Source organism: Hymenobacter sp. HDW8, assembly GCF_011305775.1.
Classification (GTDB): Bacteria; Bacteroidota; Bacteroidia; order Cytophagales; family Hymenobacteraceae; genus Hymenobacter; species Hymenobacter radiodurans.
This window is the reverse complement of record NZ_CP049907.1, coordinates 1229745-1254565: the sequence shown is the minus strand read 5'-3', so window position 1 is coordinate 1254565 and position 24821 is coordinate 1229745. Positions and strand designations below refer to the sequence as shown.

The following is a 24821-nucleotide window of genomic DNA, read 5'->3' as shown; positions in this document are numbered from 1 at the left end:
GGCTGTTTAGGACGTTTGTCATGCAGAGCAGAGCGAAGCATCTCGCATGTTTGGTTGTTTAGCTTGGCAACATCAGCACGCGAGATGCTTCGCTCTGCTCTGCATGACGTTCTATTGTTGATGTGTGACAGCGTTATTCATTTTCCTACTTAGCCGTCACGACTGGTATTCTGGTTGAAATGCCGTTTTCGTTGATGGCTTCGATGGTGAAATAATAGGGGAGTTCTTTGTCCATGCCTTTGAAGTAAAACTCAGGGGAGCCGTGCACCATGATACAATTGTAGAGCTTATCGGGGCTGATGCCAACGTGGATATTGTAGGCGTGAGCGTTGTCGACGGCTTTCCATTTGAGCCAGGCGCTACGCTTGTCTTTTTCAGTCCGCAGCACGATGAAATTCTTCACGGCTTCAGGTGCTGAGCCGTTGCCTTTGCCGAATACGCGCAGGCCGCTGATGGCAAATTTGCCGGTGGGCATGTGGATGTTTTCGAGCTTGAGGTAGCGCGTTTTTATTGGCTCGGCTAGTTCGATGTAGTCGTGCGGGACGTCGGTTTTGTTCTGGCTTTTATCCACCAGCATCTTCCACTTTTTGCCGTCCTGGGAGTGCCAGAGCTTGTACTGGTGGTATGTACCTTGTTGCTTACCTAGAAATTCTGCGTCTTGGTCGGCGTAGTTTATCTGGATGGCATGCACCGTGCTGAGGTTGCCCAAATCGGTCTGGAGGTATTCGCCTTTGTTGCCGGTGGCGGCGCTCCAGTAGGTTTTGATGCTTTCATCAACGGCGAAGTTGGCAGAAAAGCCCCCAGCTTCGAAGATACCTGCACCGGCTTCTGGTAGTTAAGCAGCATCCAGCCTGTGAAGCGACTTTTGAGATGGTCAGCGGGGCCGTTAGGTAAGTAGTGCGGATAGTCGCCAAACCTGGTGTTGCTGTACAGCACGCCGTCTTTATCGAAGCCCGCGGGCCAAAGCCCCAGGCGCCGCTCAAAGTTGTTTTTCACCGATACCACCATCGTGGAGAGGTGCCACCAGTTGCCGTACGTATCCTGGAAAGTGTTGCCGTGGCCGGCGCCGCGGGCAAAGCCGCCGGGCTTGTAAGCAAACGGGTTGTGGGGCTGCGGGGTGAACGGTCCCAAGGGCTTGTCGCTCACCTGCACCCCGTCGGCGTAGCCGCTAAATTCGGTGCCAGGCGCGCCGTATTGGAGGTAGTATTTACCCTGGTACTTATTCATCCAGGCGCCTTCCATAAATGGGTCGAGGAAGGTGTTATCGAGGTATTCGCCGAACCGTTGCCAGCCAAACCGCTCGTCATTCAGGCCAAACATTTCCTTGGGCTGCCCAATAGGCTGAAAAGTCTTGCGGTTGATCTGCTGGCCGTAGAGTGGAAACTCGTTGCTACTGCCCCAGTACAGATACAGCTTGCCATCATCGTCCAGGAAAAAAGCAGGGTCCCAAGCGCCGATTTGGAAGGGCTCCACGGCTTCTTTCCACTCGTTGGCCTTAGGGTTGGTACTCATCCAAATAGGGAAGTTTTTCTCGTGCGTCGAGCCAAATACCAGCAGCGTATCGCCCATTACAAACACGGCCGGCGCGCACAAGTCGTCATAGACTTTATGGTGAGGCTTGAGAAAGGACCGCGAAACGAACTCCCAGCTATACAGGTCTTTGCTGTGCCAGTAGCCCCATTGGTTGGTTGAAAAAAGGTAATAGTCACCTTTAAACAAAGTGATAACTGGGTCGGCCGTAGCGCGGTGCTTACCCGAAACTGCAAAGTCAGGAATGGGCGTGTAGCCGTAATCCAGGTTTAGTGGGTTGCAATACGTCCGCTGGCCAGGACTGGCCGTTGGTTGAGCTTGAGTAACCAAACTCAGCAACGCAGCAAAGCACAAGAGCAGGGTTCTGAGCATGGGCATTAATGAAAACTAAATCGTCTGTCATGCTGAGCTTGCCGAAGCATCTCTACTGGGTAGTAATCTCAACGACAGCGAGCGAGATGCTTCGCTGCGCTCTGCATGACGTTCAGAGGAATTATTTCTTAATCTGAGGGCTTTCAAAGCCGAGTTTGGTAAGGCCGCGCTGCACATCGGGGCTGCTCATGAATAGCTTCCACAGGAGACCGGTGCGGTGGTTTTCAATCATGACGATGATAGGGCCTTGGTCGATGGCGAGGTGCGATTTGGCGTACCAATTATGGTGCTCGCTGAAGCCATCTACAAAGCCGTATTCGCTCCATATTTTGTCCCCCAGATCGTTGTAGAAGTGCTTCAAGGCCGCCATCGACTCGGCCGGCGCGTAAGGCATAGCCGATAGGGCGGCAGTGGGCGAAATCACGCCCAAATCTTCAGACGGGGAGTGGGCCGCGTAACCTTTGTGGCTGTCTGAGGCAGTAAGGCCCCAACTGTTGGGTCCGTAGCCTTTATACTTCTTTGGGTTGTCGACGCAGTAGGCGTAGTTGATGCGGGTGTGGGCCTGGTTTTGCTGCATGTAGTCGGCGTACTGATCTTTAAGCCCACGCGGATCGATGCCCAGAAAAGAGTAGTGCGAGAAAAACAGCGGTCCGCCGTAGTCGAAGCCCAAGGGCAGCTTGATTTTGTAGAACTCCTTACCATTCTTGAAGTAGTCGCCGGTGGCCCAACCTTGGTCGTACACCTTTTTGTCGATGGGAAACTTAGGTGAGGAGGCCGCCATGACATAAGTAATCAGGCACTCATTCCAGCCATGAATCTGGTGGTTCATGCTCCAGCCGTTGTTGGGGCTCCAGTGCCAGTAAAGTACATTTTGCCCCCCTTGCTGGTGCCAGTTCCATTCTACGCCTTCCCACATCCACAGAATGCGGTTGCGCAGTTCCTGCTCCGTTTTGTTTTCTTGGGTGAAGTATTGGCGGGCACAAATCAGCCCCTGAAACAGGAAGGAAGTTTCCACTAAGTCGCCACCGTCGTCCTTTTGGCTAAAGCGGATAACCTTGCCGGTTTCCCCATTCAGCCAGTGCGGAAACACGCCGTGAAATGAATCCGACTTCCCCAGAAACTTCACGATTTTCAGGATTCGCGCCGCCGCTTCGTCCCGCGTAATCCACTTCCGATCGGCGGCCACAATGATGGCCATAATGCCGAAGCCCGTGCCGCCGGTGGTTACTACTTCGCCGCCATACTCGTAGGCCACGTTGCTCCGCTCGCGCGCCATACCCGATACCGGGTGCCCAAAGTCCCAGAAGTACCGAAACGTCTGACGCTGAACCAAGTCCAGTAGCTGCTCGTCCGAGAGATTACGGGGCCGTTGGCGCGGGTCGAATTTGGTGGTCTGGGGGGCTTTTTTGGGCGCTGGTTTTTGCTGGGCAACTAAAAATCCAGGTAGCAGCAGATACAGAAGTAGGAGAAGTTTTGCTTTCATAAGTCAGCTTAGGCGACGTATAAATAGGGCTAGGAAGCTAGAAAGCTAGTTCCCCTCCTCGGTTGAGGAGGGGCTAGGGATGGTTGATGACGCTAGAACAAGAACTATATATAGTCTTAGAAAATGGGTAACGATTGTCAACCACCCCTAACCCTTCCTCAACTGAGGAGGGGAACTAGCTTTCTAGCCCTAGTCTAGTAGTGTTTGTCAAGTTTCATTAATACCCGGGGTTCTGCGTCAGCTGGCCGCCGCTTAAGTCAATCTGGGCCTGCGGAATGGGAAATAGCTCATGCTTGCCTTTCACGAAGGTTTTGCCTTGGGCCGCGAAAATGGGAACGATGCGGCCAGGAATCACACTTTCCTGACGAACCAGGTCGAAAAACCGGTCGTGCTCAAGAGCAAGCTCCACGCGGCGCTCCCACCAGATTTGCTCGAGGGTAGGAGCCGGAATGGGTGCTAAGCCAGCGCGGCGACGCACCAAGTTCAAGCTCGTAGCCGCAGCGGTAGTGTTGCCAATTTGCCGGGCAGCCTCAGCATTGATGAGCAGGATCTCGCCATAGCGTAACACCCGAATATTCTTAGGCAAGAAGTCGTTGTTACCGCAATTAGCTTCGCGGGTGCGGCTATGGTATGCTTTGTAGCTGTAGCGGAAGCCTTCTACCGAGTCTTTGCTCGGAATGCGAAAGCCGTCCCACAGTACAGTGCCGGTGGAGCGCTGGCCCGCGGGGCCGTTGGCTGAATGAAGATAATACTGGCTGCTCGCCGTACGTCGTTCAACTCATAGGCACTGGCCAGCGACGTGGTAGGCGTATTGAAACCGAAGCCTAAGTCGGCCCAGCCGCCCCGGCCACCCGAGCGCGGACCTTGCGATACGGTGTATAGCTCCACTGCGGAGTTGTTGCAGGAAGCACTAACACCCGCCTGCACCTCAAAGATAGATTCGGGCCCATTAGCACCCGCCGTACGCCAAATATCCGCGTAGTTTTCCTGCAATGCATACGTTCCCGAGCGACCCTGAATGATCTCGTTAGTCAGATTGTAGGCCTGCTGATAGTTTTTGCGATACAGGTACACCTTAGCTAGCATGCCTTGCGCAGCCGCTTTCGTAACCCGCCCCGTCTGGGTGGCACCTTTTAACGGTAAGTTATCAGCGGCAAATTGTAGGTCGCTGATGACGAAATCATAAACGGCATCGGCGGTAGCACGCTGCTGAAACTCTGGGCTGTTAATCTCCGAGGTTTGAGGTACGCGGTCAAGCAAGGGCACTCCTCCGAAAAGGCGCACTAAGTTGAAGTAGAAGTAAGCGCGCAGAAAGCGAACCTCGCTGATCAAACGGTTTTTATCTGCTTCAGGCGCAGGGCTCAATGGAATTTTGTCCAAGGCCTGATTGGCGCGCCCTATGCCCTGGAAGTACCCATTCCAAACGTTATTGGGGGTGCCATTGCTGGAGGTTAGCGTAAAATTGTCGATGGTAAGCGCATCGCCATAGTCACTCGGAGTACTGCCTTTATCAGAGTCGTCGGAGGCAATATCGGTCATGATAACATACTGCAAACCATGAACATCGGGGCCAAATCCCCCTAGGTACATGACGTTGTATACCCCATCGACCAGCTTTTGAGCTGCGGCTGGATCATTGCGAATTGCATCTTCACTCAACTGACCTTGGGGAGCTACATCAAGGAAATCTTTGCAGCCGCTGACCATCACTAGGGCCAGGGCTAAGGCAGCCGTACCGGCACGGCGCGGGAGAGAGGTGGGAATAGAGAAATACATCGGCGTAGCTTATTTGAAGTTGACGTTCAGCCCCAGCGTGATGGTGCGGCTAATAGGGTAGCTATTTAACTCGATACCTGAGTCGAGGGGCCACCGGACAGTTCTGGCGTGAAGCCGCTGTAGTTGGTTACCGTAAACACGTTCTGGGCAGCAGCAAATACGCGGAGCGAAGTCATGCGAAAACGCTCGAGGGCAGCTACTGGTATCGAATAGCCTACTACCACGTTGGTGAGGCGCAAAAACGAACCCGATTCCAGGAAGTAGGTCGAGTTGGGCATGCTGCTCATCAGGGACCGAGGATCGGAGTTGGAAGGGTTAGCGGCCGTCCATCGATCATCGGCGAAACTGGCTTCGACGTTATCGGTGCTGGCGTTACGTGCTTGCTTTTTGGCATTATATACCTTGTTATTCAGGTTGCCCGAAAACACGAAGGAGAAGTCCACATTCCGGAAATTTAGCCCCCCATTTACACCATAGTAAACAGGAGGCTGATAAGAGCCGAAATAAGAGCGGTCAAGCAAGTCAACGGTGCCATCGCCGTTGGTGTCGGCATACTTCAGGTCGCCTACCTGAGGGTTGAAAGTGGAGCGGGGGCCGCTGGCAATTTCATCAGCAGATTGGTACACGCCAATAGCATCGAGCAGGTAGAAGCTGCCCGCCGCCACGCCGTTGTCGGAGCGCGTCACGTTGTTCGCACCGGCAAACAATGCTTGCCCGCCGTTTAGCTCGGCAATGCGGTTTTTGTTGAAGGTAGCATTCACCCCAATGTTGTAGCTCCAGTCGGCACTTTCGCCAATGTTGGTGCGCCAGTTAAGCGAGGTTTCCACGCCTTTATTGGTGATATCAGCGGCGTTGGTGATAAACTGGTTGTTGGGGTCACCTAAGATGCCAGGAATGTTAATCGGAATTAGAGCGTCGGAGGTGGTCTTGTCGTAGTAGGTTACTTCGCCCGTCAGGCGGTTGTCAAGCAAACCGAACTCTACCGCGAAGTCATACTCTGTGGTGGTTTCCCAGCGCACATCCTGGTCTTTAATTTCCGTAATCGTGGCTCCCAATACTGGCTGACCATTAAAAACGTAGGGAATATTCGAGTTAGCCGTCACGATGTAGGTATCGGCCGGAATCTGGTCGTTGCCAAGCTGGCCGTAGCTGGCACGCAGCTTCAGGAAGTTCAGTATGGTATTACCTTTCAAAAAGGCTTCATCCGACACTACCCAGCCCAAGCCCACTGAGGGGAAAAAGCCGTTGCGCTGGTCGCGGTTAAACCGCGAAGTAGCATCGTGGCGGAGGTTAGTGGTGAAGAGGTAACGGTCGAGGAAGGCGTAGTTAATGCGCCCGAGGTACGATAGCCGGCTATCCTTCGAGGCTGCCGAACCGTTCACCGAAGAGTTTGGGTCGCCCGCGTTTAAGTACCACTGGTTTGGGTCGACGGGCACATCGCGGCGGGCGGCCGAAAACTGATTATCAAAGCCTTTCTCTACCACAGTACCGACAAGCACAGTCAGGTCGTGCTTATCGAGGAAGCGCTGCTGATACGTGGCAGTATTTTCCCAGAGATAGCGGGAGTTATTGTTCTGCGTCACGTTCAGGTTGCTACGGTCTGAGCGCTGGTTGCCACCGGCCGTCAGGAACGTGACCTCATCGTTGCGATACTGGTAGTCGTAGACGCGACGGTTATTGTAGTTGAGGTCGAGGTTGATGGCCGAGCGGAGGGTAAGCGCAGTAATGGGCTTTACATCTACGGCCACGGTACTCTGCAAGCGGTTTTCCAACGACTTATTGTTGTTCTTCTCGATATCCAGCAATGGGTTGCCTACGTTGCCGAAGGCGGAGGTGTTCCCGTATCGGTCGCCTACTTTGGACTGAATAATGGGGGCCGCGCGGTAGGCGTTGCCATAAGCGGCTCCTATGTTGACGTCGCGCGTATTGGCGTGGCTAAAGGATGCCTGCGAGCTGATCGTTACCTTATCCGAAAGGTCGAAGGCGGTGTTAGAACGTACCGTCAGGCGCTGAAACTTGTTATTGATGACGATACCGTCATCCTGAAGCAAATTGCCAGAGAAGTAGTAGCGCACGTTCTCACTCGCACCCGACACGGCTATGTTGTGATTCTGGAAGGTGCTGCGGCGCAGGATCTCGTCGTACCAGTTGGTAGTGCCCGTGAAATTCGGAATGTTGGTGCTAGGCGAAACATCACCCAGGTAGTTCACATACTGGTCGGCGCTGGCCATATCTACCAAGCGAGCTGCTTGCTTAAAGCCCCCCGTAGCGCTGTAGCTGAGCACCGGTTTGCCTTCTTTGCCCTGCTTGGTGGTGATGATAATAACACCATTTGCCCCCCGCACACCATAAATAGCTGCCGCCGACGCATCTTTCAAAACATCAATGGTTGCAATGTCGGCGTTGCTCAGGTTGCGGATATCAGTGGTTTGCACGCCGTCTACCACATACAACGGGTTAGCGCCAGCCAGCAGGGTACCCGTTCCTCGGATACGCACGACGGGTTGGGAGTTAGGAGCACCGTTGTTCGTGATTTGTACCCCAGAGATTTTGCCTTGCAATGCTTGGGTAGCAGTCTGCACAGGCTGATTGACAATCTCAGTGCCTTCCACGCGGGCCACGGCGCCGGTGAGGTCGCGCTTGCTTTGCGTACCGTAGCCCGTAACGACCACCTCGCCCAGTGCCTGCGTATTAGGCGCAAGATTGATATCAATGGTGGTACGGCCGCCGATGGCTACTTCCTGCGGGTTGTAGCCCACAAAGGAGAAAACCAGCGTGCCGTTGTCCGGGGCGGTGATAGTATAGCGACCCTCAGGATCGGTAGCCGTACCGTTGCTGGTGCCTTTCACCACTACATTTACACCGGGCAGGCCCCCACCCGTTTCGTCAATTACGCGGCCGGTTACGGTAATGTCGGCCGGCGTTTGGGCCAGGTTGGTAATAGGCGAGGATTCAGCGGTGGCGTAGGCTGGGGCGCTGCCGGCGCACAAAACGGCCCCGAGCGCCGCCAGGGCCGTAAGCTGCTTAACACACCTAGGAAGCCCAGGGAAGTGTAGAAGAGGGTGCATATAAAGGAAGGGTTTGGAGTGGGAAATAGAAATCAGAGAGTACTTCAGATGCCGGAATGCGCCCCTAATTGGAGACTACAGGCATTACTCGTCAGTTGTATAACTGCAACCAAATCAGGAGGAAAGCGCAATCGTTTGCGGGTCAATTCCAAGTCTTGGGTTTACTAGATGACACGTAGCACTGGAAAAGGTGAAGAAGCTTGTTGGCTCTGCATATGAGGCAGCAGCGATGTTAATCGGGCCTCCTACGCACGGAGGGTACTCAAACGACAGGCAGCGAATCGAAAAAACACGCAACCATTTGCTCATCATGTAGGAGGGCCGCGTCGGGCTGGGCAGGGGGCTTTTCGAATAGCCTGGGTCTCTGTCTTTCCTAATCCAGCAGATCGGTACTAGCTATCGGCTGTTTATTTTGTTTAGAGCGAACGAAGCAAATAACTGCAGCCGTACAAGCAGTACTGTTCTAGACTGCGTAAGGTTGTGTCCGGGCAGTATTAAATGGCTATCTGAGCGGGCACAAAAAAGGTTGACGAGTTCATCGTCAACCTCTATGCTTTCTGCCGCAGCAAATTTGCCTATTGATAATCAGGATTTAAGGCCAAAAAAGCCCCCCAGCGTGATTTTTGGCTATCGTTCCAGCTTAAAATCTTTGTCTACAGCGGGGCGCTCCTTTTGGTTGGCTACGGCCCAGCCCGTCAGGTAAATCCAGCGGGTGACGCCGGCTAGTTTCTGAATATTAATGCGCTCTGGCTCGTCTTCGGGCGTATGGTAATCCTTGTGCAGCAGCGTGGTGTAGCAGATGGATGGGATATTGAGGCGGGCATAGGAAAGGTGGTCGGAGCGGAAGTACCAGCCTTCGGGGTGAGTGGGCTTGTCCCAGAGCGTGTCGAGTTTAAATTGGGCGCTGGCTTGGTTGGCTGCCAGAGCCGTATTGACCAAACCAAGGGAGTTGCGATGGGGCGGTTGCGAGCCCAGCAGCGCCGCGCTATCCGGAGCATTGCGCCCCAGCATTTCCGCATTCAGCACCGCCACAATTGATTCACGCGGCACGGTAGGATGGGCAGCGTAGTAGCGCGAACCAAGCAACCCGCGCTCTTCGGCGCCGTGAAACACAAACAAAGCAGTGCGCTTGGCTGGTTTTTGCTTGAAAGCGCGCATCGTAGCGAGCAATGCCGCGCAGCCCGTCGCGTTGTCGTCGGCGCCATTCCAGATGGAGTCGCCGGCCACGATTTTGCGCACGCCGTCGTGGTCTTGGTGGGTGCTGAACAGTACGTTTTCCTTTTTCAGCTGCGCGTCGGTGCCGGGCACTGTCGCCACAATATTTACCGATGGATACGCGAAGGTTTCCACTTTCAGGGTAGCCGTCAGCTGCTGGCCCGGCTGGCGGACCCAAGCTAACGCTTCGGCGGGCAGCCAAACGGTGGGCGCCTGCTCAACTACTTTGGTAGCAACCTCGCCGGGCAAGCTGTAGCGGCCGCGCTCGTAGCTGGTGGTCCAGTTTTCATATAAGTTCTGGGCTCGCGCATCTGACACGAACACAACAGCCACGGCACCTGCTTTCACTAGTTCCACAGATTTGTCGCGCATGGTTTGCCCCACAAACCGGCGGTAGCTTAAGTCAGCTGATGGCGTGCCCGAAAACAGGATAGCCACGGCTTTGCCTTTCACGTCGATGTTGGCCATTTCAGCCGCCGTACCGGTGCCCACAAATATCAGGGGGGCATTTATAGTAGCCACACCGGGGGCCAAAATCATGGCATCCTTGCCGTGGGTGAGCTGGTGCGTACCAATGTTCAGGCGGCTGTCTTTGGTGAGGCGGGTGCGCTGAATGTGAAAGAACTGAAAATATGTGCCATCGTCGCCGGCGGGCTGGAGGCCTATTGCCCGGGCCTGCTCGGCTATCCAAACGGAGGCTTTTAGCTCATCTAACGTGCCGCCCTCACGGCCCCGAAAATGGTCGCCACCAATGGCAAATAAGTCACGCTTTAAATCTTCTTCCTTGATGGCTGAGCGTTTGTCGCCGGCGAAAGGGCTACGCTGGGCTGTGGCCGCGCCGCTATTTAGGAGCAACAGCCCTAGCAAACTTCCGGACAGAAGGAAACGAGAAAGTATAGCGTGTTTCATGGAGGTAGGAGGAGAACGCTTTGACAAAGACTTTACGAAAGAACGTCATGCAGAGCGGCCGCTCTGCATGACGTTCTAGTATTTGATGAGGACTTAATTCTAGGCTACGACCTCATAAGTCATGATGGGTTTTGACTTGTTCTTCAGGCTGACCTCACCCACCTGACGGCACTGAAACGACTCTTTTATCCTGTTGTAGGTCGCTTCGGTAACGATAATCTGGCCGGGCTGAGCGGCGCCTTGCAGCCGCTGGCTTACGTTTACCGTGTCGCCAATTACGGTGTAATCCAAGCGCTTAAGCGAGGCAGAACCGATGTTGCCGGACACCATTTCGCCCGTATTGATGCCGATGGAAACCTGTGGTTGGTAGGGTGAGCCATCGGTGAGGGTGCCCGGGCTGGCGGCTATCAGGCTGCGCACCGAGAGGGCCGCGTCGATGGCGCGGTCAAGGTGGTACTCGCCCCGGAATACGGCCATCACTGCGTCGCCCATGAACTTATCGATGTAGCCACTGTGTGCGATAATCTCGCGCACCATCTTATCGAAATAAGAATTGAGCATGTTCACCACATCGCCGGGGGGCAAAACTTCCGACAAGGAGGTAAAGCCACAGATATCAATGAAAACGACCGTGGCGTCAACCGTTTCGCTAGCCAATAGCTTGTTCTCAAAATCGGGGCGGGCCATAAAATTGAGCACCGTCTCGTCCACGTACATCTTCAGGATGTTGTTTTCCTGAATTGCCTGAAGCGTTTCGCGCAGCTGCTTTACCTGCACGATGGTTTTCTCGATAGTGAGCTCTAAGTCATTAAAATCGACGGGCTTGCACACAAAGTCGAAGGCGCCGCGGTTCATGGCCGTGCGGATATTCTGCATGTCGCCGTAGGCCGAAACCATTACGGTTTTGATGGCCGTATGTGCCTCGTGCAGCTTGGTAAGCATAGTGAGCCCATCCATGACGGGCATATTGATATCGGAGAGAATAATATCCGTATCGGGATTTTCGGCCACGCGGGAAAGCGCCTCCTGCCCGTTGCTGGCAAACAGAAACTCGTACTGATTCTCCCGGATTTTGCGCCTGAATTTCTGCTTAATCAGCAGCTCTAAATCAGCTTCGTCGTCTACAACTAAAATCTTTGTTTTCATGCCTTTTCCATGGAAATCAACTTTTCCTTCAGGGCTGAGAAGTCTACTGGTTTGGTGAGGAAGTCATTGGCTCCCAATTGCATCGCTTGTCGGTGGCTTTCCTGGTCGGCGTAGGCCGTAATCATCATCACCGTGGGCGGGGGCGGCGTAGGGTGCTCCTGCTTGATGCGCCGCAGCAGCTCCAGCCCACTCATGCCGGGCATATTGATATCGGATAAGATCAGGACAACCTCCGAGAAGTGATCATGCAGGTACTCAAGGGCTTCCTCGCCCGAATAAGCAAAGGTGAAGGAGAACACGCCATTGCGGATTTCTCGCCGAAAACGCTGCTCAAATAGTTGGCGCACGTCTGGCTCATCATCAACTACTAATATTTTCATCATGGCGAAGGTAGTACTACTGGAAGATGATTTTGTCTTTAAATCGGTAAATAAGTAATCGGCTACAACAAGAGGCCGCACTTTTGAAAAGCAGCCTTCCTGTTAGACCCATTATGCGCGAGTGAACAGGCCAAATAGGGCAGAAGATAATGACTTCAACCATACGGGCATGTTGCTTCAGACTTGAGCGCTAGCGCCACAAGCTGCACAGCATACGCTCAGCTTTGCTATACGATTTGAATATAGCTTAAGTAATGCTGTAAGATGGAAAATTAGTGGATTATGGGAGCCGGATTTTGATCGGTGAGCGGCGTGAAAGGGGGCGCGTCCAAGGAGGCGGTAAGGGCGGGGGCGGAGTGGTTCTGGCGGTATTGCTCCAAGGCTTTGCGACCCAGCAACCGAAACACGACCGGCGTGACGATGATATCGAGCAACGTGGAGGACAAAAGGCCCCCCAGAATGACCACGGCCACCGGATACAGAATTTCCTTGCCAGGCGCATCCTTGGCTAGGGTCAGTGGCACGAGGGCCAGGGCTGCGACGAGCGCCGTCATCAGCACGGGCACGAGGCGCTCCAAGGAGCCGCGCAGTATCATCTGGTCGGAGAACGATTCGCCCTCTTTTTCCACCAGATGGATGTAGTGGGAAATCATCATGATGCCGTTGCGCGAAGCAATACCAGTGAGCGTGATAAAACCGACCAGCGAGGCGATGCTGAGCGTGCCGCCCGTGAGCAGCACAGCCGCCACCGAGCCGATAAGGGCCAGCGGAATATTGAGCATAATCTGGGCGACGAGCAGCCAGGATTTGAAGTGGGCGTACAACACCAGAAAAATGCCCCCCAGCGAGAACAAACTCAGCCACAGAATCCGGCTGCTGGCCGCCTGCTGACTTTCGAATTGCCCCCCATAGGTGAGGTAGTAGCCTGTGGGCAGCTTCACCTGCTCGCGAATGCGCCGCTGCATTTCCTGCACGGCGCTGCCCAGGTCACGGCCGGCGACGTTGGCCGAAATGGTGATGCGGCGCTGGGTGTTTTCGTGGTTGATGGTGTTGGGACCGGGCTCGTAGCTCACGTCGGCCACGGCACTTACGGGTACGAAGCCGCCGCTGGGCGTTTCAAGGCGGGTTTGGGCAATTTGGTTGAGGTCGGCGCGCAGAGAATCTGGCAGCTTTACAATGAGCTCGAAGCTTTGCTGCCCCTGCAAAATGCGCGATACGACGGCGCCCTGAAACAGCGTTTCCAGGTCCTGCACTACCTCGCCGCGGGGCAAGCCCAGCGCCCGAATGGCATCTTCGCGGGGGCGGATGAGCAGCTGAGGCACCTGCACCTGCTTTTCGACCTGCAAATCGACCACGCCCGGCACCGTGGCGGCCACGTCGCGAACTTCGTTGGCGTAGCGGCGCAATTCGAGTAAGTCGTTGCCAAAAACCTTGATGGCGACCTGGGCCCGCACGCCCGACAACAGGTGGTCGAGGCGATGGGAAATGGGCTGCCCCACGTTCACGCTGACGCCCTGCAGCAAACTCAGGCGCTGGCGCAGATCGGTTAGGATGACGTCTTTTTCACGGCGCTCCAAGCCGGCTTTCTCCAACTCCGCGTCGGTTTTGAAGGCTACTTCTATTTCAGAGTTATTCACCGATTCGGCGTGCTCGTCCAGCTCGGCGCGACCGGTGCGGCGGGCCGTATAGGCTACTTCCGGCACTTGTAACATCTGCTTTTCGGCAATGGTACCTAAGCGGTTCGACTCCGCCAGAGAAGTGCCGGCGGGGGCGGAAAAGTTAACCGTGAGCGAGCCTTCGTTAAAGGGCGGCAAAAACTCTGTGCCGAAGAAAGGTACCGTGGCCGCCGCCAGCACAAACAGCAGCCCCGTGGTGCCTAGAATCAGCTTGGGATGCCGAAAACCGAAGCTCAGCAGGCGCGTGTCCTTCGCCTTCAGCCAGCGCACCAAGCGACTGTCCTGCTCGGCGTGCATCTTCATTTTGGGCAGCAAATAGTAGCACAGCACCGGTGTCACAGTCAAAGAAACAAACAGCGACGCGATGATGCTGGTGATGTAAGCCACGCCCAGGGGGGCAAAAATTCGCCCTTCCATACCCGACAGCGCAAACAAGGGCAAGAACACAAGCACCACAATAATGGTGGCGTACACAATGGAGTTGCGTACCTCGCTGGAAGCCTCATAAATCACCTGCAAAGCCGGGCGTGGCTGGGCCAGCTGCCGGTTTTCGCGCAAGCGCCGGAAGACATTTTCCACGTCCACGATGGCGTCATCCACCAGCTCACCGATGGCAATTGCCAGGCCGCCGAGCGTAAGGGTGTTGATAGAAATGCCCCCTAGCTTGAAAACCAGCGCCGTAACGAGCAAGGATAACGGAATGGCCGTGAGCGAAATAACGGTGGTACGCACGTTCAGCAGGAAAGCGAACAGCACAATCACTACCAGAATGGCCCCGTCGCGCAGGGCTTCTTCCACGTTGGTGAGCGAGGCGTTGATAAACTCGGCCTGCTGGAACAAACGGGTGTTGAAACGAACGTCGGCCGGCAGGGAAGGCTGTAAGTCGGCAAGGGCGGCTTCTATCTGCCGAGTGAGCTCGGGGGTGCTAGCGCCGGGCTGCTTTTCGATGCTGAGAATAACGGCGGGCTGACCGTTTACGCTGCCGTCGCCGCGCTTAAAACGCCCCCCAAACTGCACCGTAGCCACTTGTTTCACCGTCACGGGCGAGCCATCGCGGTAGCTCACGATAATGTTCTCGATATCCTCCACCGAGCGCAAGCGGCCTAAGTTGCGAATGAGTACTTCGGAGCCGTTGCGGTCGAAAAAGTTGCCGGTAGTATTCAGGTTCGACTGGCGCAGGGCTTCTTCCAGCTGATTGATAGTTAAGCCCGTAGCATTAAGCCGGGGCAAATCAACGAGCACCTGATACTGGCGCTGCTCACCGCCAATAGGGATAACCTGGGCTACGCCCGCAATGCTGAGCAGGCGCTGGCGCACGGTGTAGTCGGCAAGGGTGCGCAGGTCAGCGGCGTTGGTGTGTTGTTCGGGCTTTGGCTGGTTCTGGGGGAAATTGTGTCTTTGGTGGCCGGCGGGGTGTGGCCGCTGGTCAGACCGACGAGCATTATCTGGCCCATAACGGAGGAAATAGGGCCTAGCACCGGCGAGATTCCCTCGGGCAATTGCTCCTGTACGGTTTGCAGCTTCTCGCTCACGATTTGTCGGGCCGTGAAGATGTCGGTGCCGTAGTTGAATTCGATGAACACCATGCCCAGTCCCACAGCCGAGTTGGAACGCACCGCCTCCACGCCGGTAGCGCCGTTTAGTGCCGTTTCTACGGGCCGCGTCACGAGGGCTTCTACCTCTTCCGGGGCCATACCGGGTGCCTCCAAGAATACCGTTACGCGGGGACGGTCCAGGTCGGGCAGCACATCGACGGGCAGGCCACGCAACGTAGCAAAGCCCCCACGAGCAGCGCCAGGGCGAAGGCCAGCGTGAGCAGGCGGTTTTCAAGGGAAAAGCGAATGATTCGGTCGAGCATGGCTGGAGCGAGCGTTGTTCTGGCAGCGCGGAGTTGACAGGGGAGCTTTATTCAAAAAGAACGTCATGCCGAGCGCAGCGAAGCATCTCGCGTGCTGACGATTGGGTTACCGTGGCAACGTCAGCACGCGAGATGCTTCGCTGCGCTCGGCATGACCACCTGTTTAGGTTATAAATGCAATTACTGATTCAAATACACGGACTTCAGCTGGTAGGTATTCTGCGTCACTACCCGCTCGTTTTCGCTTAAACCTTCGGTGATGGTGGTTTGCTGGTCATCGGCGGCGCCGGGGCGGATGTAGCGAAGTTTGAACACCTCCGGGGCCGTGTGCACGAAGACTGCCGGGCGGCCCCCGACGTCGGTAACGGCGCTGGTGGGCACGGTAAGTTGGGCCTCGGCGCCGCGGGTTTGCACGCGCACATTCACGCTTTGGCCGGTCCGGAGCGTAGTGTTACCCTGCACGGACAGCACCAGCTCGCGGGCCTGATTCACGGGGTTCACCACGTTACTGAACGACACTAAGCGAGCCGGTACCGAGGTGCCATCTTGCAGACCTTCAATTACAAACCGGCCGGCTTCATTCACCTGACTCATATCGGCGGCAAACACCTGCGCCTGCACATACAGCTGGCCAGGGTTGATAACGCGCAGCAGCTCATCGCCTTGATTTACCTGCTGCCCCACGGCCAGCCCGAACACATCGACGGTGCCTGTAATGGGCGCCCGCAGCTCGACGCGGCGCTGACTGCCTTGGTTGTTTAGAATGCCAGCGTTTTGGCGGGCCTGGCGCAGGCGCAGCTCAGCGGCAACCACGTCTTTGCGGGCGGCTATATCCTCGATACTTTTGAGGCGGGCGTAGTCTTGCTGGGCGGCGCGTAGCTCGGCCTGGGCGTTGGCACGGTCGGTGGCTAGTCCAATCTGCTCGGTGGCAGCTAGGGTTTGATCGAGCACCGCCAGTACTTGACCGGCCCGCACGTTCTGCCCTACGCGCACATTCAGCGTTACTAAACGGCCGGTTTGGGGCGCAACGACGCGGCCTTCCCCGCCGGGCGCCGCCGTCACTTGGCCCAGTAAGGTGCGGCGCGTGAGCAGGGTATCAGAAGTCGCTAGCTGGGTGCGAATCTCAAATAGAAACTGGCTTTCCTTGGGCATAACTACCTCATCTGGGGCGCCGGAGGTAACGCCGGAAGCGGTGGCCGTTGCGCCGTGGTCTTCGCCGCCGTGGGCTGCCAACGGACGGGGCGGGGGCAGGAAAACCGCGAACAGGCCACAAAGCAGAGTTGTCAGCAGGAGGCTGGCTGCTTTCCAATGGTGGAAGGATGATTTTGGGGACGTTTTCATGAGTGTACCAAGGGCGGTTGGGCGTTGGTGACGCGGGTGCGGCGGCGGAGAAGCAAAGCGGTAAGGGCGACGCCCGCCAAAAAGCCCCCCAGCAGCAGTAATCCCATTTTCCAAGTCAGAAAAGATTCTGTAGTTGGTGCTGCCGCCGCAACGGGCAGCTCCTTGCCCACCACTATGCCTTTAAGGAGCATCAAATCGGCCCGCTTGCCGGCTATAATGTTCACCGTGAAGCTGTACGCTTGGTTGGCGGGAAACTGGCCTTCCACCAAATACTCGCCGGGTCCTTGGGGCGTGGCCGCGAATTGGAGCTTGTCGTTTTCGGGCACCGTGAAGGTGAGGCGCGCACCGGAGATGGGCGCGTTGGTGGCAAAGTCTGATACAAACAGGCGCAAGTGAGCGGGCTCGCCGGCCTTGATTGGCTCGTAGCGCAGCAGGAGCTCAAACTGCGTTGACTGGTTTGTAACGGAGAAATACTGGGCGCCCGCCGCCGTGGCTGTGGCGGTTTCGCCGTGGTCTTCGCCGCCGTGGGCCATGGCTGGTGGCGCCCCAAAACCCAAGGTGCCAAGAAGCAGAATGAGAATCAGATAGGTTTTCATTGGCCGCGTAAAAAGTTGAGTTGAATAAGCGCTTGCTGGTAGCCGCGCACCGCATCTAGGTAGTCGGTGCGGATTTGGAAGGCCTGATTAACGCTTTGCACGAACAGGTAGTAGCTCACTTCCCCGGCCTTAAAGAGCCGTTGAGCCGTGCGCACGATGGTGGTAGCCTGGGGCAAACCAGTTTGCTGGAAATAGCGCACACTTGCTTCAAACTTAGCTGCGTCGGCCAGCGCCTGCTGGTATTCGCGACTGACTTCCAGCGTAGTAGCTGCCCTTTGCGCCAACGAAGCCTGCAAGCGGGCGTCGGCCGCTCGCACCTGTGAGCGGTAGGTCCAGAAATAAAGCGGCAGCGACAAGCCCGCTTGAAAACGGTTCTTGATGGGCGAATCCCGCTCCCCTTGGTTTTGATAACCGAGTATTACCCCCGGCAAGGCTCGCGCCCGCGCCAAACGCAGATTCAAGCGGCTCACCTCGATGTTTTGCAAGGCAAACGCCAGCTGCGGATTGGCTTGGAGTTGCGCGCTATCCGTTGGGGTCACGACTGGGCTGGGGGGCAAAATCACTGTGCCTGAGGCCACTAAATCGGCGCCGGTGGTCAGCTCGTTGGTAGGCTGACCCAGGAGCAGCGCCAGCCGGGCCTGGGCAGCGCGGCGGTCAGCGGCGGCTTGCTGAAGGCGGTTGGTTGCCTGCCGCGACTCGGCCTCGGTGCTTACCCGTTGCAAATAATCGACTTCGCCGGCGGCGTAGAGGCGCTCGGATGCAGCAGCGAGGGTGCGGAGGAGGCTGTCTTGGCTAGCCAGTTGGCGCTGTTGGGTTTCGGCTATTTGCAGAGCTAAGTAACTCAGGCGTACCTCGCGCTGCACCGTATTGCGACTAATCTGTTGGTTGCGCTGAGCCAACGTCACTTGCGCCCGGCCAACCTGGGCCTGGCGAGTGTACACGGTCGGAAATTCGAAGGTCTGCTGAGCGCCCAGCGTGTAGAATTCCCCCGTGGGGCTTTCCACAATAATGCCCGGATTTATCAGCGAAAAAGCCCCCCGCCGCAATGCTTCCTGCTCGCGCTGCTCCGCCCCCGCCTGCCGCAGCGCCGGGCTCACCCGCAAGGCGCCCGCCAGGGCACTATCCAGGCTAAGCACTTGCTGGGCGCGCGCCGGAAGCACAAGCAATAACATCCCAAGCGCTGCCAGTAGCCTCAGCTTGAAGTGTTTACATGAATATGCAAGGAGTTTATTCACTGAGAATTGACTCTATTGTTACTTCTTGATTCTCGTTTTTGGTCTCACCCGGTTTTCATGCAGAGGCGACGCCGAAGCATCTCGGCAGCGGTAGTAGGATTACCAACCTAATATCAGCACGCGAGATGCTTCGCTGCCGCTCTGCATGACGGTCTCATTGGATGGCTTTAGCTTTTCTTTACTAAGTCCATGTTGCACACGGGGCACTTGCCGGGCTGGGTGCTGGCGCTGCCCTCGCACTTCATGGGGCACTCATAGGTGGCGGCTGCCGTGGCGCCGGCGGCTGGGGCTACGTTCACGGTGAAGTCGGCGGTGTGAATTTGCCCCCCATGATTAAACTGCAGGAAAACGCGGTATATACCGGCCTGCTCGAAGCCTGTTTGGAAGCCGATGCTAGGGCCACGGTTGGCGCCCGCGTCGCCGGGGTGCACGTGTAAATACTGCTTGGTGTCCTCGCTGATGACCACCATATGACCCAGCGCGCCGAGGTAGTTGTCGAGGTTGGTGACGGGCTGACCATTGCGGCTCACGTTCACTTGTAAGGCCAAAGGCTGACCTACTTGCACAGTCTTATCGAAGGACAATACAGCCTCGTAGCCGTTTTTCTGCCAGCGCATCTGGTCATCCGTAAACTTTACCGACTCTTTCTTCGGACCGGCAACCGCCACTTCCTGGCGACCCAGCTGGTGGGCGCCGCCCTCCGGCTGATAGTCTTGGTAGAGCACGTAGTCGCCGCCGGTTTTGAAGGTGAAAGGCACATTATACTTGCCATCGGCCGTGAACTCGGGGTGCTCGTGGTAGAACTCCGACAAGTCTTTGCTCACAATGATGAGGTGCATTTTCTTCTCGTGTAGTACAGCCAGCGGCACAGGCACTTTTTCCTGACCTTCAATCTGAGGTAGGAAAGACAAGGTGACGGGCTTACCAGCGGCAAGCTGAGCGGGCGCTGAAGTAAACGCCATACGGTAGGTTTTGCCATCATTATTGGCGCCGTCGGTGTGTTCCAGGGTCATGCCGCACTTGGGGCATTTGCCGGGCTCGTTGCTCACCACTTCGGGGTGCATTGGGCAGGTATAAATATGCTCGCCGGCGTGGGTAGCGCTTGCTTCCGTGCCGTGCTCGTGGTCATGGCCATCGGCGGCGGTTTGCGAGCTGTTTGAAGCGTTATCAGAGCAACTGGTGGTTGAGAGGGAGAGGCCAGCTAGGAGCAGGCCCACAGATAGTAGGTTTTTCATAAAAAGGAACAGGTGATAAATGCGAAATGAAGCCCTGGGGGGCTTTTTGTGTGAAGTCAGGAATGGTGGGAGGAGGGGAGGTCGAAGGCTTGCAGTGCGACGCAGCCCAAAGCCCGACCAGACACGCGAAAAGGTCCGCGCCAGCCCACGGACAAGCCGGGGCAGCGCGGACCTTTTCAGACGCGAAACCTTAAATAGTCAGGGAACCGATAAATACCCGGATATCGGGAATCTTGGGTTTCAGATGGGCGGGTGGCACCAGCAACACAGGTTGCGAACGGTCCCATGCCTCAAAATGAGTTAATGCAAAGCTGCTGGCTGGAGGCAGCGCCAGGTGCAGGGGCATTGCCTTGTCGAAGCTAACCTTGGGCGGATGCGTGAGCGACGCGAAAAAAGTCGAGGTTTTGTCGCGGCAGCATTCGTCTTTCTGCCCTTGCTTATCGTCCGAAGCGTGGTCCTGATCGTGATGATGAGAAACTGCTTTGTGCTCGTGCGGAGTGCTCGTGGCGTGGCTATGAGCTGGCGTGCCAGCGGCGTGGCTGTGCTGCTCCGTGCCCGCCACATGCTGGGGCAAACTGCGGGACTGCACGCCAAAGCACAAGCACAGAAACTGCACTGCGAACACGCTCAGAAAGACCCCCAGCAAGCTGGCGGCCACTCGGCGACGAACAGGAGCAGTGAGTTTGTACATGGCGAATTCTTAACGACAAACTTACGTCAGTTGTTCACTCGCAAGCAAATGCGCTCTACTTGTGAGGTAATATTGAATTGCTAGTGTTGAAAGTCAGCATGCTTACAATTGCCCGCCGGAAGTACATATTCAACGTTAACAAAGCGCTGTGGGCTGCTGATGTTTCCGTGTTGGGCCACAGTTCTGTAATCCTAGAGCCTAATTATGAACCCTCTGGCCAACGCAGCAAGGACCGTTAAAGCGCGCGCATCATGCCGTGTTCCGTCATGCAGAGCGGAGCGAAGCATCTCGCTCGCGCCGTTAGGGTACTAATCAGACGTCAGCACGCGAGATGCTTCGCTCCGCTCTGCATGACCCCTTGGCGTAAGACTGAGTTAGCCCGAGAGGCTTCGCGCTGTGCTGCTTGACAACTTAAAGATCAGACAAAGCAAACAGATGCGCCGCAAGGGCAAAACTCTATACCTCCTAGCGCGAATTGCGCACCTCCATCTGGGGCTGGCAGACGTTACTTTGTATAGCGTTTTGGACGTTTTCAGTCCCGGCTTTTGTTACCAATGAAATTCCCTGTTTTATGAATACTACGTCAGCACCATCGCCTTCGCAAGTGCCGACTCCCGGCGAGCCGGCAAATTTGCCCCCCAACGTTACTACTGAAACCACAACGCTCAATATAGAGGGCATGACCTGTGCTTCCTGCTCCAATTTTGTGGAGCGGGCCTTGAGTCGTACGCCCGGTGTGCAGCGCGCTACCGTTAATCTGGCCAGCGAAAAAGCGACTGTCGAGTTTCTGCCTACTCAAATAGATCGAGCTGGTCTGCGGGCGGCGGTGGAGCAGGCCGGATACGCCGTGCACGAGCCCGTAACGCCGGTGGCGGCTGGGGTGCTAGGCTCCGATGAGGAGCTAGCTCAGCGCAAAGCGGCTGCTTATCGCAAACTGCTGCGCCGGTTTTGGGTAGCAGTTGCGCTGGCGGCCATCATCATGCCGCTATCGATGATGATGCTGTGGCCGGCGCTGATGCAGCGCGTGTCGATGCCGGTGCTCAACTATGTACAATTACTGCTCACGCTGCCCGTGCTCTTGTATAGCGGGCGCGAGTTCTACGTGTCGGCCTGGAATGGGCTGCGCCACCGCACCGCCAGCATGGATACGCTCATTGCCGTGGGCACCGGCGCGGCTTTTCTGTATAGCCTCGCCGCCACGCTGGTGCCGGGCTGGTTTATGCGTCAGGGCCTGATGCCGGAGGTGTATTACGACACCACGGCCACCATCATTGCCCTGATTCTGCTGGGTAAAGTGCTGGAAAGCCGGGCTAAGCAACGTACGTCGGCCGCCATTCGGGCGCTGATGGATCTGCAAGCCAAAACGGCCCGCGTCGTGCGCCACGGTCAGGAAGTGGATATTCCAATAGAAGAAGTTCGGCTGAATGACATCGTACTTGTGCGGCCCGGCGAAAAAGTAGCCACCGACGGCGTTATCACAGAAGGTCGCTCGGCGCTGGATGAGGCTATGCTGACGGGCGAAAGCCTGCCGGTAGAAAAGAAGACCGGTGACCCGGTATTTGGGGCTACGCTGAATAAAACCGGCTCCTTCCGCTTCCAAGTGACCAAAGTAGGCCACGAAACCATGCTGGCGCAAATTGTGAAGCTGGTGGAAGAAGCCCAAGGCAGCCGCGCACCCATTCAGCGCCTCGCTGATAAGGTGAGCGCCGCGTTTGTGCCGGTCGTGGTTATGATTGCCATTGCGACCTTCGTAGTCTGGTTTCTGGCCGCTCCGGAGGCTACTCGTTTGCCGCTGGCTTTGGTCAATTTTGTGGCGGTGCTCATCATTGCCTGTCCCTGTGCGCTGGGGTTGGCTACGCCCACGGCCATCATGGTCGGTACGGGCAAAGGGGCTGAACATGGTGTGCTGATCCGCAACGCGGAGGCACTGGAAAAAGCCTATCAGGTAAACACGGTGCTGCTCGACAAAACAGGTACTATCACCCGCGGCGAGCCCGCCGTGACGGACTTTATCCCCCTGAATTTGCCCCCCAGCACGGATCAGGCATCCGTGTTAGCTACGCTAGCAGCACTGGAGCGGCAGTCGGAACATCCGTTGGCTGAGGCTGTGGTACGCTACGCGGATGCGCAGGGCGTGGCATCATTGCTTGCTGCTGATTTCCAGGCTTATGAAGGGCGCGGGGCGGCAGCTACTGTGCAAGGCCAGCGGGTACTTATTGGCAACCGTCGGCTGCTAGAGGAACATAACATACTACTAACTCCCGCCTCTTTTGAAGCCGCTGACCGATTACTGGATGAGGCCAAAACGGTGCTCTATGCGGCCATTGGGGGGCAAATTGTCGCCTTATTTGGCGTGGCCGATACCGTGCGCGAAACATCGGCGGCGGCTATTCGGGAACTGCAACGGCAGGGTTTGGAAGTGGTCATGATGACTGGTGACAATCAGCAAACCGCCGCCAAAGTAGCACAGCAGGTCGGCATCACGCGCTTTTTCGCCGAAGTACTGCCTCAGGATAAAGCCAGTAAAGTAAAGGCGCTGCAAGCCGAAGGCCGCATCGTAGCGATGGTGGGCGACGGCATCAACGACGCGCCCGCGCTGGCGCAGGCCGACTTAGGCTTAGCGATGGGCGGCGGCACCGATGTGGCCATGGAAGCTGCCGGCATCACGCTCATGCGCTCCGACCTCAACGGGGTAGTCACGGCCCTGCTTCTCTCTCGCCAAACTATGCGCACCATCCGCCAGAACCTATTTTTCGCCTTCGTTTACAACACGCTCGGTATTCCTATTGCCGCGGGCCTGCTGTATCCCTTCACCGGCTGGCTGCTCTCGCCCATGCTAGCTGCCGCAGCTATGGCTCTCAGCTCTGTGTCGGTGCTCACCAACTCGCTACGGCTACGCGCCGCTAAGGTGTAGTCGTTGATTTTTCGTTTGTCATGCAGAGCGGAGCGAAGCATCTCGCGTGCTGATATTAGGTTGGTAATCCTACTACCGCTGCCGAGATGCTTCGCTCCGCTCTGCATGACGGACGGAATTTTGGCAGGTTGTAGTAAACTGTTTGAAAAACATGGACACAACTGAAATCATTGTTTTGCTTGGGGGCATGGCCTCCATTGGCTTCGTCGGCTGGTTCTTCTTTATGGCCCCGCACCAAGTAGCCACGGCTGTATCCTCGAGCAGCGGGGTGCAGCAGGTCGATATTATGGTGAAGGGCGGCTATTCGCCGAATGTAATTGAGGTAGAAAAGGATAAGCCCGTGCAGCTCAACTTTTACCGCGACGAAGACAACAGCTGCTCCGAGGAACTGCTGCTGCCCGATTTTCAGATTCGCCGTGAGCTGGCGCCTTTCCAAACGACGGCCGTGGAACTGCTGCCCCGGCAGGCGGGCACATTCGAGTTTACCTGCGGGATGCACATGCTGCTCGGCCAACTCGTTGTGAAGTAATGGGTTATTAAATCAGGATTGTCTGATACCCGACTTTGGGGTTTTTCGGTTGAGGTTATTTGCGAAGCTGGGGGGCTTTTTTTCGACCTTCGGGCGCATAATTAAGTAACTACGCTGGAGCTATCCTGCGTATGCTGCTGTTACAACGCCATGACCGAAACCGACCCCTTCCGCCGCCCCGATCTGCTGCGCCTGCCCTACGATGATTACCGTGCACTGCCAGCCATTGCCAACTCCGATCTCTCGCGGCTGCGCGATGCCCTGAACGGCCGCTACCAGAAGCCGGCTTCTATGTCGGGCGCTTTAGGGTTGGGTACCGCATTTCATACGGCCTTGCTGGAGCCTACTTTGTACGAGCCCGGCCTGCCCGGCATCAACGATACGCTGGTGTGGTGGATGGTAGAAGGCGTGCAGCTTAACCCCGAAGTAAAGGAACTGCTAGCCACTGGCGTGCCTGAGCCGAGCTGCATTTTCACCGAGCCGTCTACTCAAACCGTCTGTAAGCTGCGCGCCGACCTTGTAGTGCCCGAAACCGACCGTGGCTACACCATCATCGACTTTAAAACCACCAACGCCCGCGACTACGACCACTTCCTGTGGCAATGCTCCGGCTACGACTACGACCGCCAAGCCGCCTTCTACCTCGATGCCCTCCACGCCGACCGGTTTCTGCTGGTAGGGGTGCAAAAAGTGGAGCCATTCAAGATTTTCACCGTGGAAGTATCGCGGACGATGCTGGGGGATGGCCGGGCCAAATACCTGCGCCTGTTGCGTTTGCTCCAGCCCAAAGCCGAGGTGCCCGCCCATTTGTCGGAAGCTGTGCGCGAGATAACCGAGGGGCTGAATGGAGAATAAAGCTGCGCTGAA

19 protein-coding genes are annotated in these 24821 nt (G+C 56.4%); 3 read left to right on the top strand and 16 right to left on the bottom strand.

Annotation, left to right across the window (positions count from 1 at the left end):
- Positions 1 to 145: 145 nt before the first annotated feature.
- From G7064_RS22235 to G7064_RS05055, 16 genes are all read right to left on the bottom strand, one after another.
- On the bottom strand, positions 146 to 766 hold the full coding sequence (locus tag G7064_RS22235) for a discoidin domain-containing protein (RefSeq protein ID WP_240935861.1): 621 nt from the start codon (positions 764 to 766) through the stop codon (positions 146 to 148).
- Positions 673 to 1902, bottom strand: a complete 1230-nt coding sequence (locus tag G7064_RS05115; RefSeq protein ID WP_240935746.1) for a family 43 glycosylhydrolase — start codon at positions 1900 to 1902, stop codon at positions 673 to 675. Before G7064_RS05115 ends, G7064_RS22235 begins: the two co-directional genes overlap by 94 nt.
- 121 nt (positions 1903 to 2023) lie before the next feature.
- On the bottom strand, positions 2024 to 3385 hold the full coding sequence (locus tag G7064_RS05110) for a glucoamylase family protein (protein ID WP_166072736.1): 1362 nt from the start codon (positions 3383 to 3385) through the stop codon (positions 2024 to 2026).
- Between the two features lie 217 nt (positions 3386 to 3602).
- Positions 3603 to 4064 carry a RagB/SusD family nutrient uptake outer membrane protein gene (locus G7064_RS22230; protein WP_410505546.1) on the bottom strand — a complete coding sequence of 154 codons (462 nt, stop codon included), beginning with the start codon at positions 4062 to 4064 and terminating at the stop codon, positions 3603 to 3605.
- The gene (locus G7064_RS05105) at positions 4043 to 5161 is read right to left on the bottom strand and encodes a RagB/SusD family nutrient uptake outer membrane protein (RefSeq protein ID WP_240935744.1); all 1119 of its coding nucleotides are present in this window, start codon (positions 5159 to 5161) and stop codon (positions 4043 to 4045) included. The genes G7064_RS22230 and G7064_RS05105 overlap by 22 nt, the downstream gene beginning before the upstream one ends.
- 65 nt (positions 5162 to 5226) lie before the next feature.
- Positions 5227 to 8229, bottom strand: a complete 3003-nt coding sequence (locus G7064_RS05100; RefSeq protein WP_166072735.1) for a SusC/RagA family TonB-linked outer membrane protein — start codon at positions 8227 to 8229, stop codon at positions 5227 to 5229.
- Between the two features lie 627 nt (positions 8230 to 8856).
- A complete protein-coding gene (locus tag G7064_RS05095) occupies positions 8857 to 10353 on the bottom strand; it encodes a M28 family peptidase (protein ID WP_166072734.1) in 1497 nt (498 codons plus the stop codon).
- Between the two features lie 99 nt (positions 10354 to 10452).
- Complete coding sequence (locus tag G7064_RS05090) at positions 10453 to 11499, bottom strand: adenylate/guanylate cyclase domain-containing protein (RefSeq protein WP_166072733.1); 1047 nt, start codon at positions 11497 to 11499, stop codon at positions 10453 to 10455.
- Complete coding sequence (locus tag G7064_RS05085) at positions 11496 to 11879, bottom strand: response regulator (RefSeq protein ID WP_205711214.1); 384 nt, start codon at positions 11877 to 11879, stop codon at positions 11496 to 11498. The genes G7064_RS05090 and G7064_RS05085 overlap by 4 nt, the downstream gene beginning before the upstream one ends.
- Before the next feature lie 272 nt (positions 11880 to 12151).
- Complete coding sequence (locus G7064_RS05080; protein ID WP_262888643.1) at positions 12152 to 14872, bottom strand: efflux RND transporter permease subunit; 2721 nt, start codon at positions 14870 to 14872, stop codon at positions 12152 to 12154.
- A complete protein-coding gene (locus G7064_RS22715; protein WP_262888642.1) occupies positions 14839 to 15324 on the bottom strand; it encodes an efflux RND transporter permease subunit in 486 nt (161 codons plus the stop codon). Before G7064_RS22715 ends, G7064_RS05080 begins: the two co-directional genes overlap by 34 nt.
- Positions 15325 to 15593: 269 nt before the next feature.
- On the bottom strand, positions 15594 to 16754 hold the full coding sequence (locus G7064_RS05075; protein WP_166072731.1) for an efflux RND transporter periplasmic adaptor subunit: 1161 nt from the start codon (positions 16752 to 16754) through the stop codon (positions 15594 to 15596).
- Positions 16751 to 17350 carry a hypothetical protein gene (locus G7064_RS05070; RefSeq protein WP_166072730.1) on the bottom strand — a complete coding sequence of 200 codons (600 nt, stop codon included), beginning with the start codon at positions 17348 to 17350 and terminating at the stop codon, positions 16751 to 16753. The genes G7064_RS05075 and G7064_RS05070 overlap by 4 nt, the downstream gene beginning before the upstream one ends.
- Positions 17347 to 18510 (bottom strand): TolC family protein, encoded by a 1164-nt coding sequence (locus tag G7064_RS05065; RefSeq protein ID WP_166072729.1) that lies wholly within the window; start codon positions 18508 to 18510, stop codon positions 17347 to 17349. Before G7064_RS05065 ends, G7064_RS05070 begins: the two co-directional genes overlap by 4 nt.
- 242 nt (positions 18511 to 18752) lie before the next feature.
- A complete protein-coding gene (locus G7064_RS05060; protein ID WP_166072728.1) occupies positions 18753 to 19820 on the bottom strand; it encodes a heavy metal-binding domain-containing protein in 1068 nt (355 codons plus the stop codon).
- A 190-nt stretch (positions 19821 to 20010) separates the two neighbouring features.
- Positions 20011 to 20511 carry a hypothetical protein gene (locus G7064_RS05055; protein ID WP_166072727.1) on the bottom strand — a complete coding sequence of 167 codons (501 nt, stop codon included), beginning with the start codon at positions 20509 to 20511 and terminating at the stop codon, positions 20011 to 20013.
- Between the two features lie 571 nt (positions 20512 to 21082).
- On the opposite strand from G7064_RS05055, the gene G7064_RS05050 reads away from it, so the two are divergent.
- The 3 genes from G7064_RS05050 (at position 21083) to G7064_RS05040 (ending at position 24809) form a co-directional block, all read left to right on the top strand.
- The gene (locus tag G7064_RS05050; RefSeq protein WP_166072726.1) at positions 21083 to 23425 is read left to right on the top strand and encodes a heavy metal translocating P-type ATPase; all 2343 of its coding nucleotides are present in this window, start codon (positions 21083 to 21085) and stop codon (positions 23423 to 23425) included.
- Positions 23426 to 23576: 151 nt separating this feature from the next.
- Positions 23577 to 23954 carry a cupredoxin domain-containing protein gene (locus G7064_RS05045; protein ID WP_166072725.1) on the top strand — a complete coding sequence of 126 codons (378 nt, stop codon included), beginning with the start codon at positions 23577 to 23579 and terminating at the stop codon, positions 23952 to 23954.
- A 150-nt stretch (positions 23955 to 24104) separates the two neighbouring features.
- Positions 24105 to 24809, top strand: coding sequence for a PD-(D/E)XK nuclease-like domain-containing protein (locus G7064_RS05040; protein ID WP_166072724.1), 705 nt, complete (start codon positions 24105 to 24107; stop codon positions 24807 to 24809).
- Positions 24810 to 24821 lie beyond the last annotated feature (12 nt).

Excerpts from the sequence above, each read along its gene's own strand:
- G7064_RS05045 (WP_166072725.1), top strand. The coding sequence starts at position 23,577 with ATGGACACAACTGAAATCATTGTTTTGCTTGGGGGCATGGCCTCCATT.
- G7064_RS05070 (WP_166072730.1), bottom strand. The coding sequence starts at position 17,350 with ATGAAAACCTATCTGATTCTCATTCTGCTTCTTGGCACCTTGGGTTTT.
- G7064_RS05050 (WP_166072726.1), top strand. The coding sequence starts at position 21,083 with ATGAATACTACGTCAGCACCATCGCCTTCGCAAGTGCCGACTCCCGGC.
- G7064_RS05110 (WP_166072736.1), bottom strand. The coding sequence starts at position 3,385 with ATGAAAGCAAAACTTCTCCTACTTCTGTATCTGCTGCTACCTGGATTT.
- G7064_RS05075 (WP_166072731.1), bottom strand. The coding sequence starts at position 16,754 with ATGAAAACGTCCCCAAAATCATCCTTCCACCATTGGAAAGCAGCCAGC.
- G7064_RS05085 (WP_205711214.1), bottom strand. The coding sequence starts at position 11,879 with ATGAAAATATTAGTAGTTGATGATGAGCCAGACGTGCGCCAACTATTT.
- G7064_RS05060 (WP_166072728.1), bottom strand. The coding sequence starts at position 19,820 with ATGAAAAACCTACTATCTGTGGGCCTGCTCCTAGCTGGCCTCTCCCTC.
- G7064_RS05090 (WP_166072733.1), bottom strand. The coding sequence starts at position 11,499 with ATGAAAACAAAGATTTTAGTTGTAGACGACGAAGCTGATTTAGAGCTG.
- G7064_RS05105 (WP_240935744.1), bottom strand. The coding sequence starts at position 5,161 with ATGTATTTCTCTATTCCCACCTCTCTCCCGCGCCGTGCCGGTACGGCT.
- G7064_RS05115 (WP_240935746.1), bottom strand. The coding sequence starts at position 1,902 with ATGCTCAGAACCCTGCTCTTGTGCTTTGCTGCGTTGCTGAGTTTGGTT.
- G7064_RS05095 (WP_166072734.1), bottom strand. The coding sequence starts at position 10,353 with ATGAAACACGCTATACTTTCTCGTTTCCTTCTGTCCGGAAGTTTGCTA.
- G7064_RS05055 (WP_166072727.1), bottom strand. The coding sequence starts at position 20,511 with ATGTACAAACTCACTGCTCCTGTTCGTCGCCGAGTGGCCGCCAGCTTG.
- G7064_RS05100 (WP_166072735.1), bottom strand. The coding sequence starts at position 8,229 with ATGCACCCTCTTCTACACTTCCCTGGGCTTCCTAGGTGTGTTAAGCAG.
- G7064_RS05040 (WP_166072724.1), top strand. The coding sequence starts at position 24,105 with ATGACCGAAACCGACCCCTTCCGCCGCCCCGATCTGCTGCGCCTGCCC.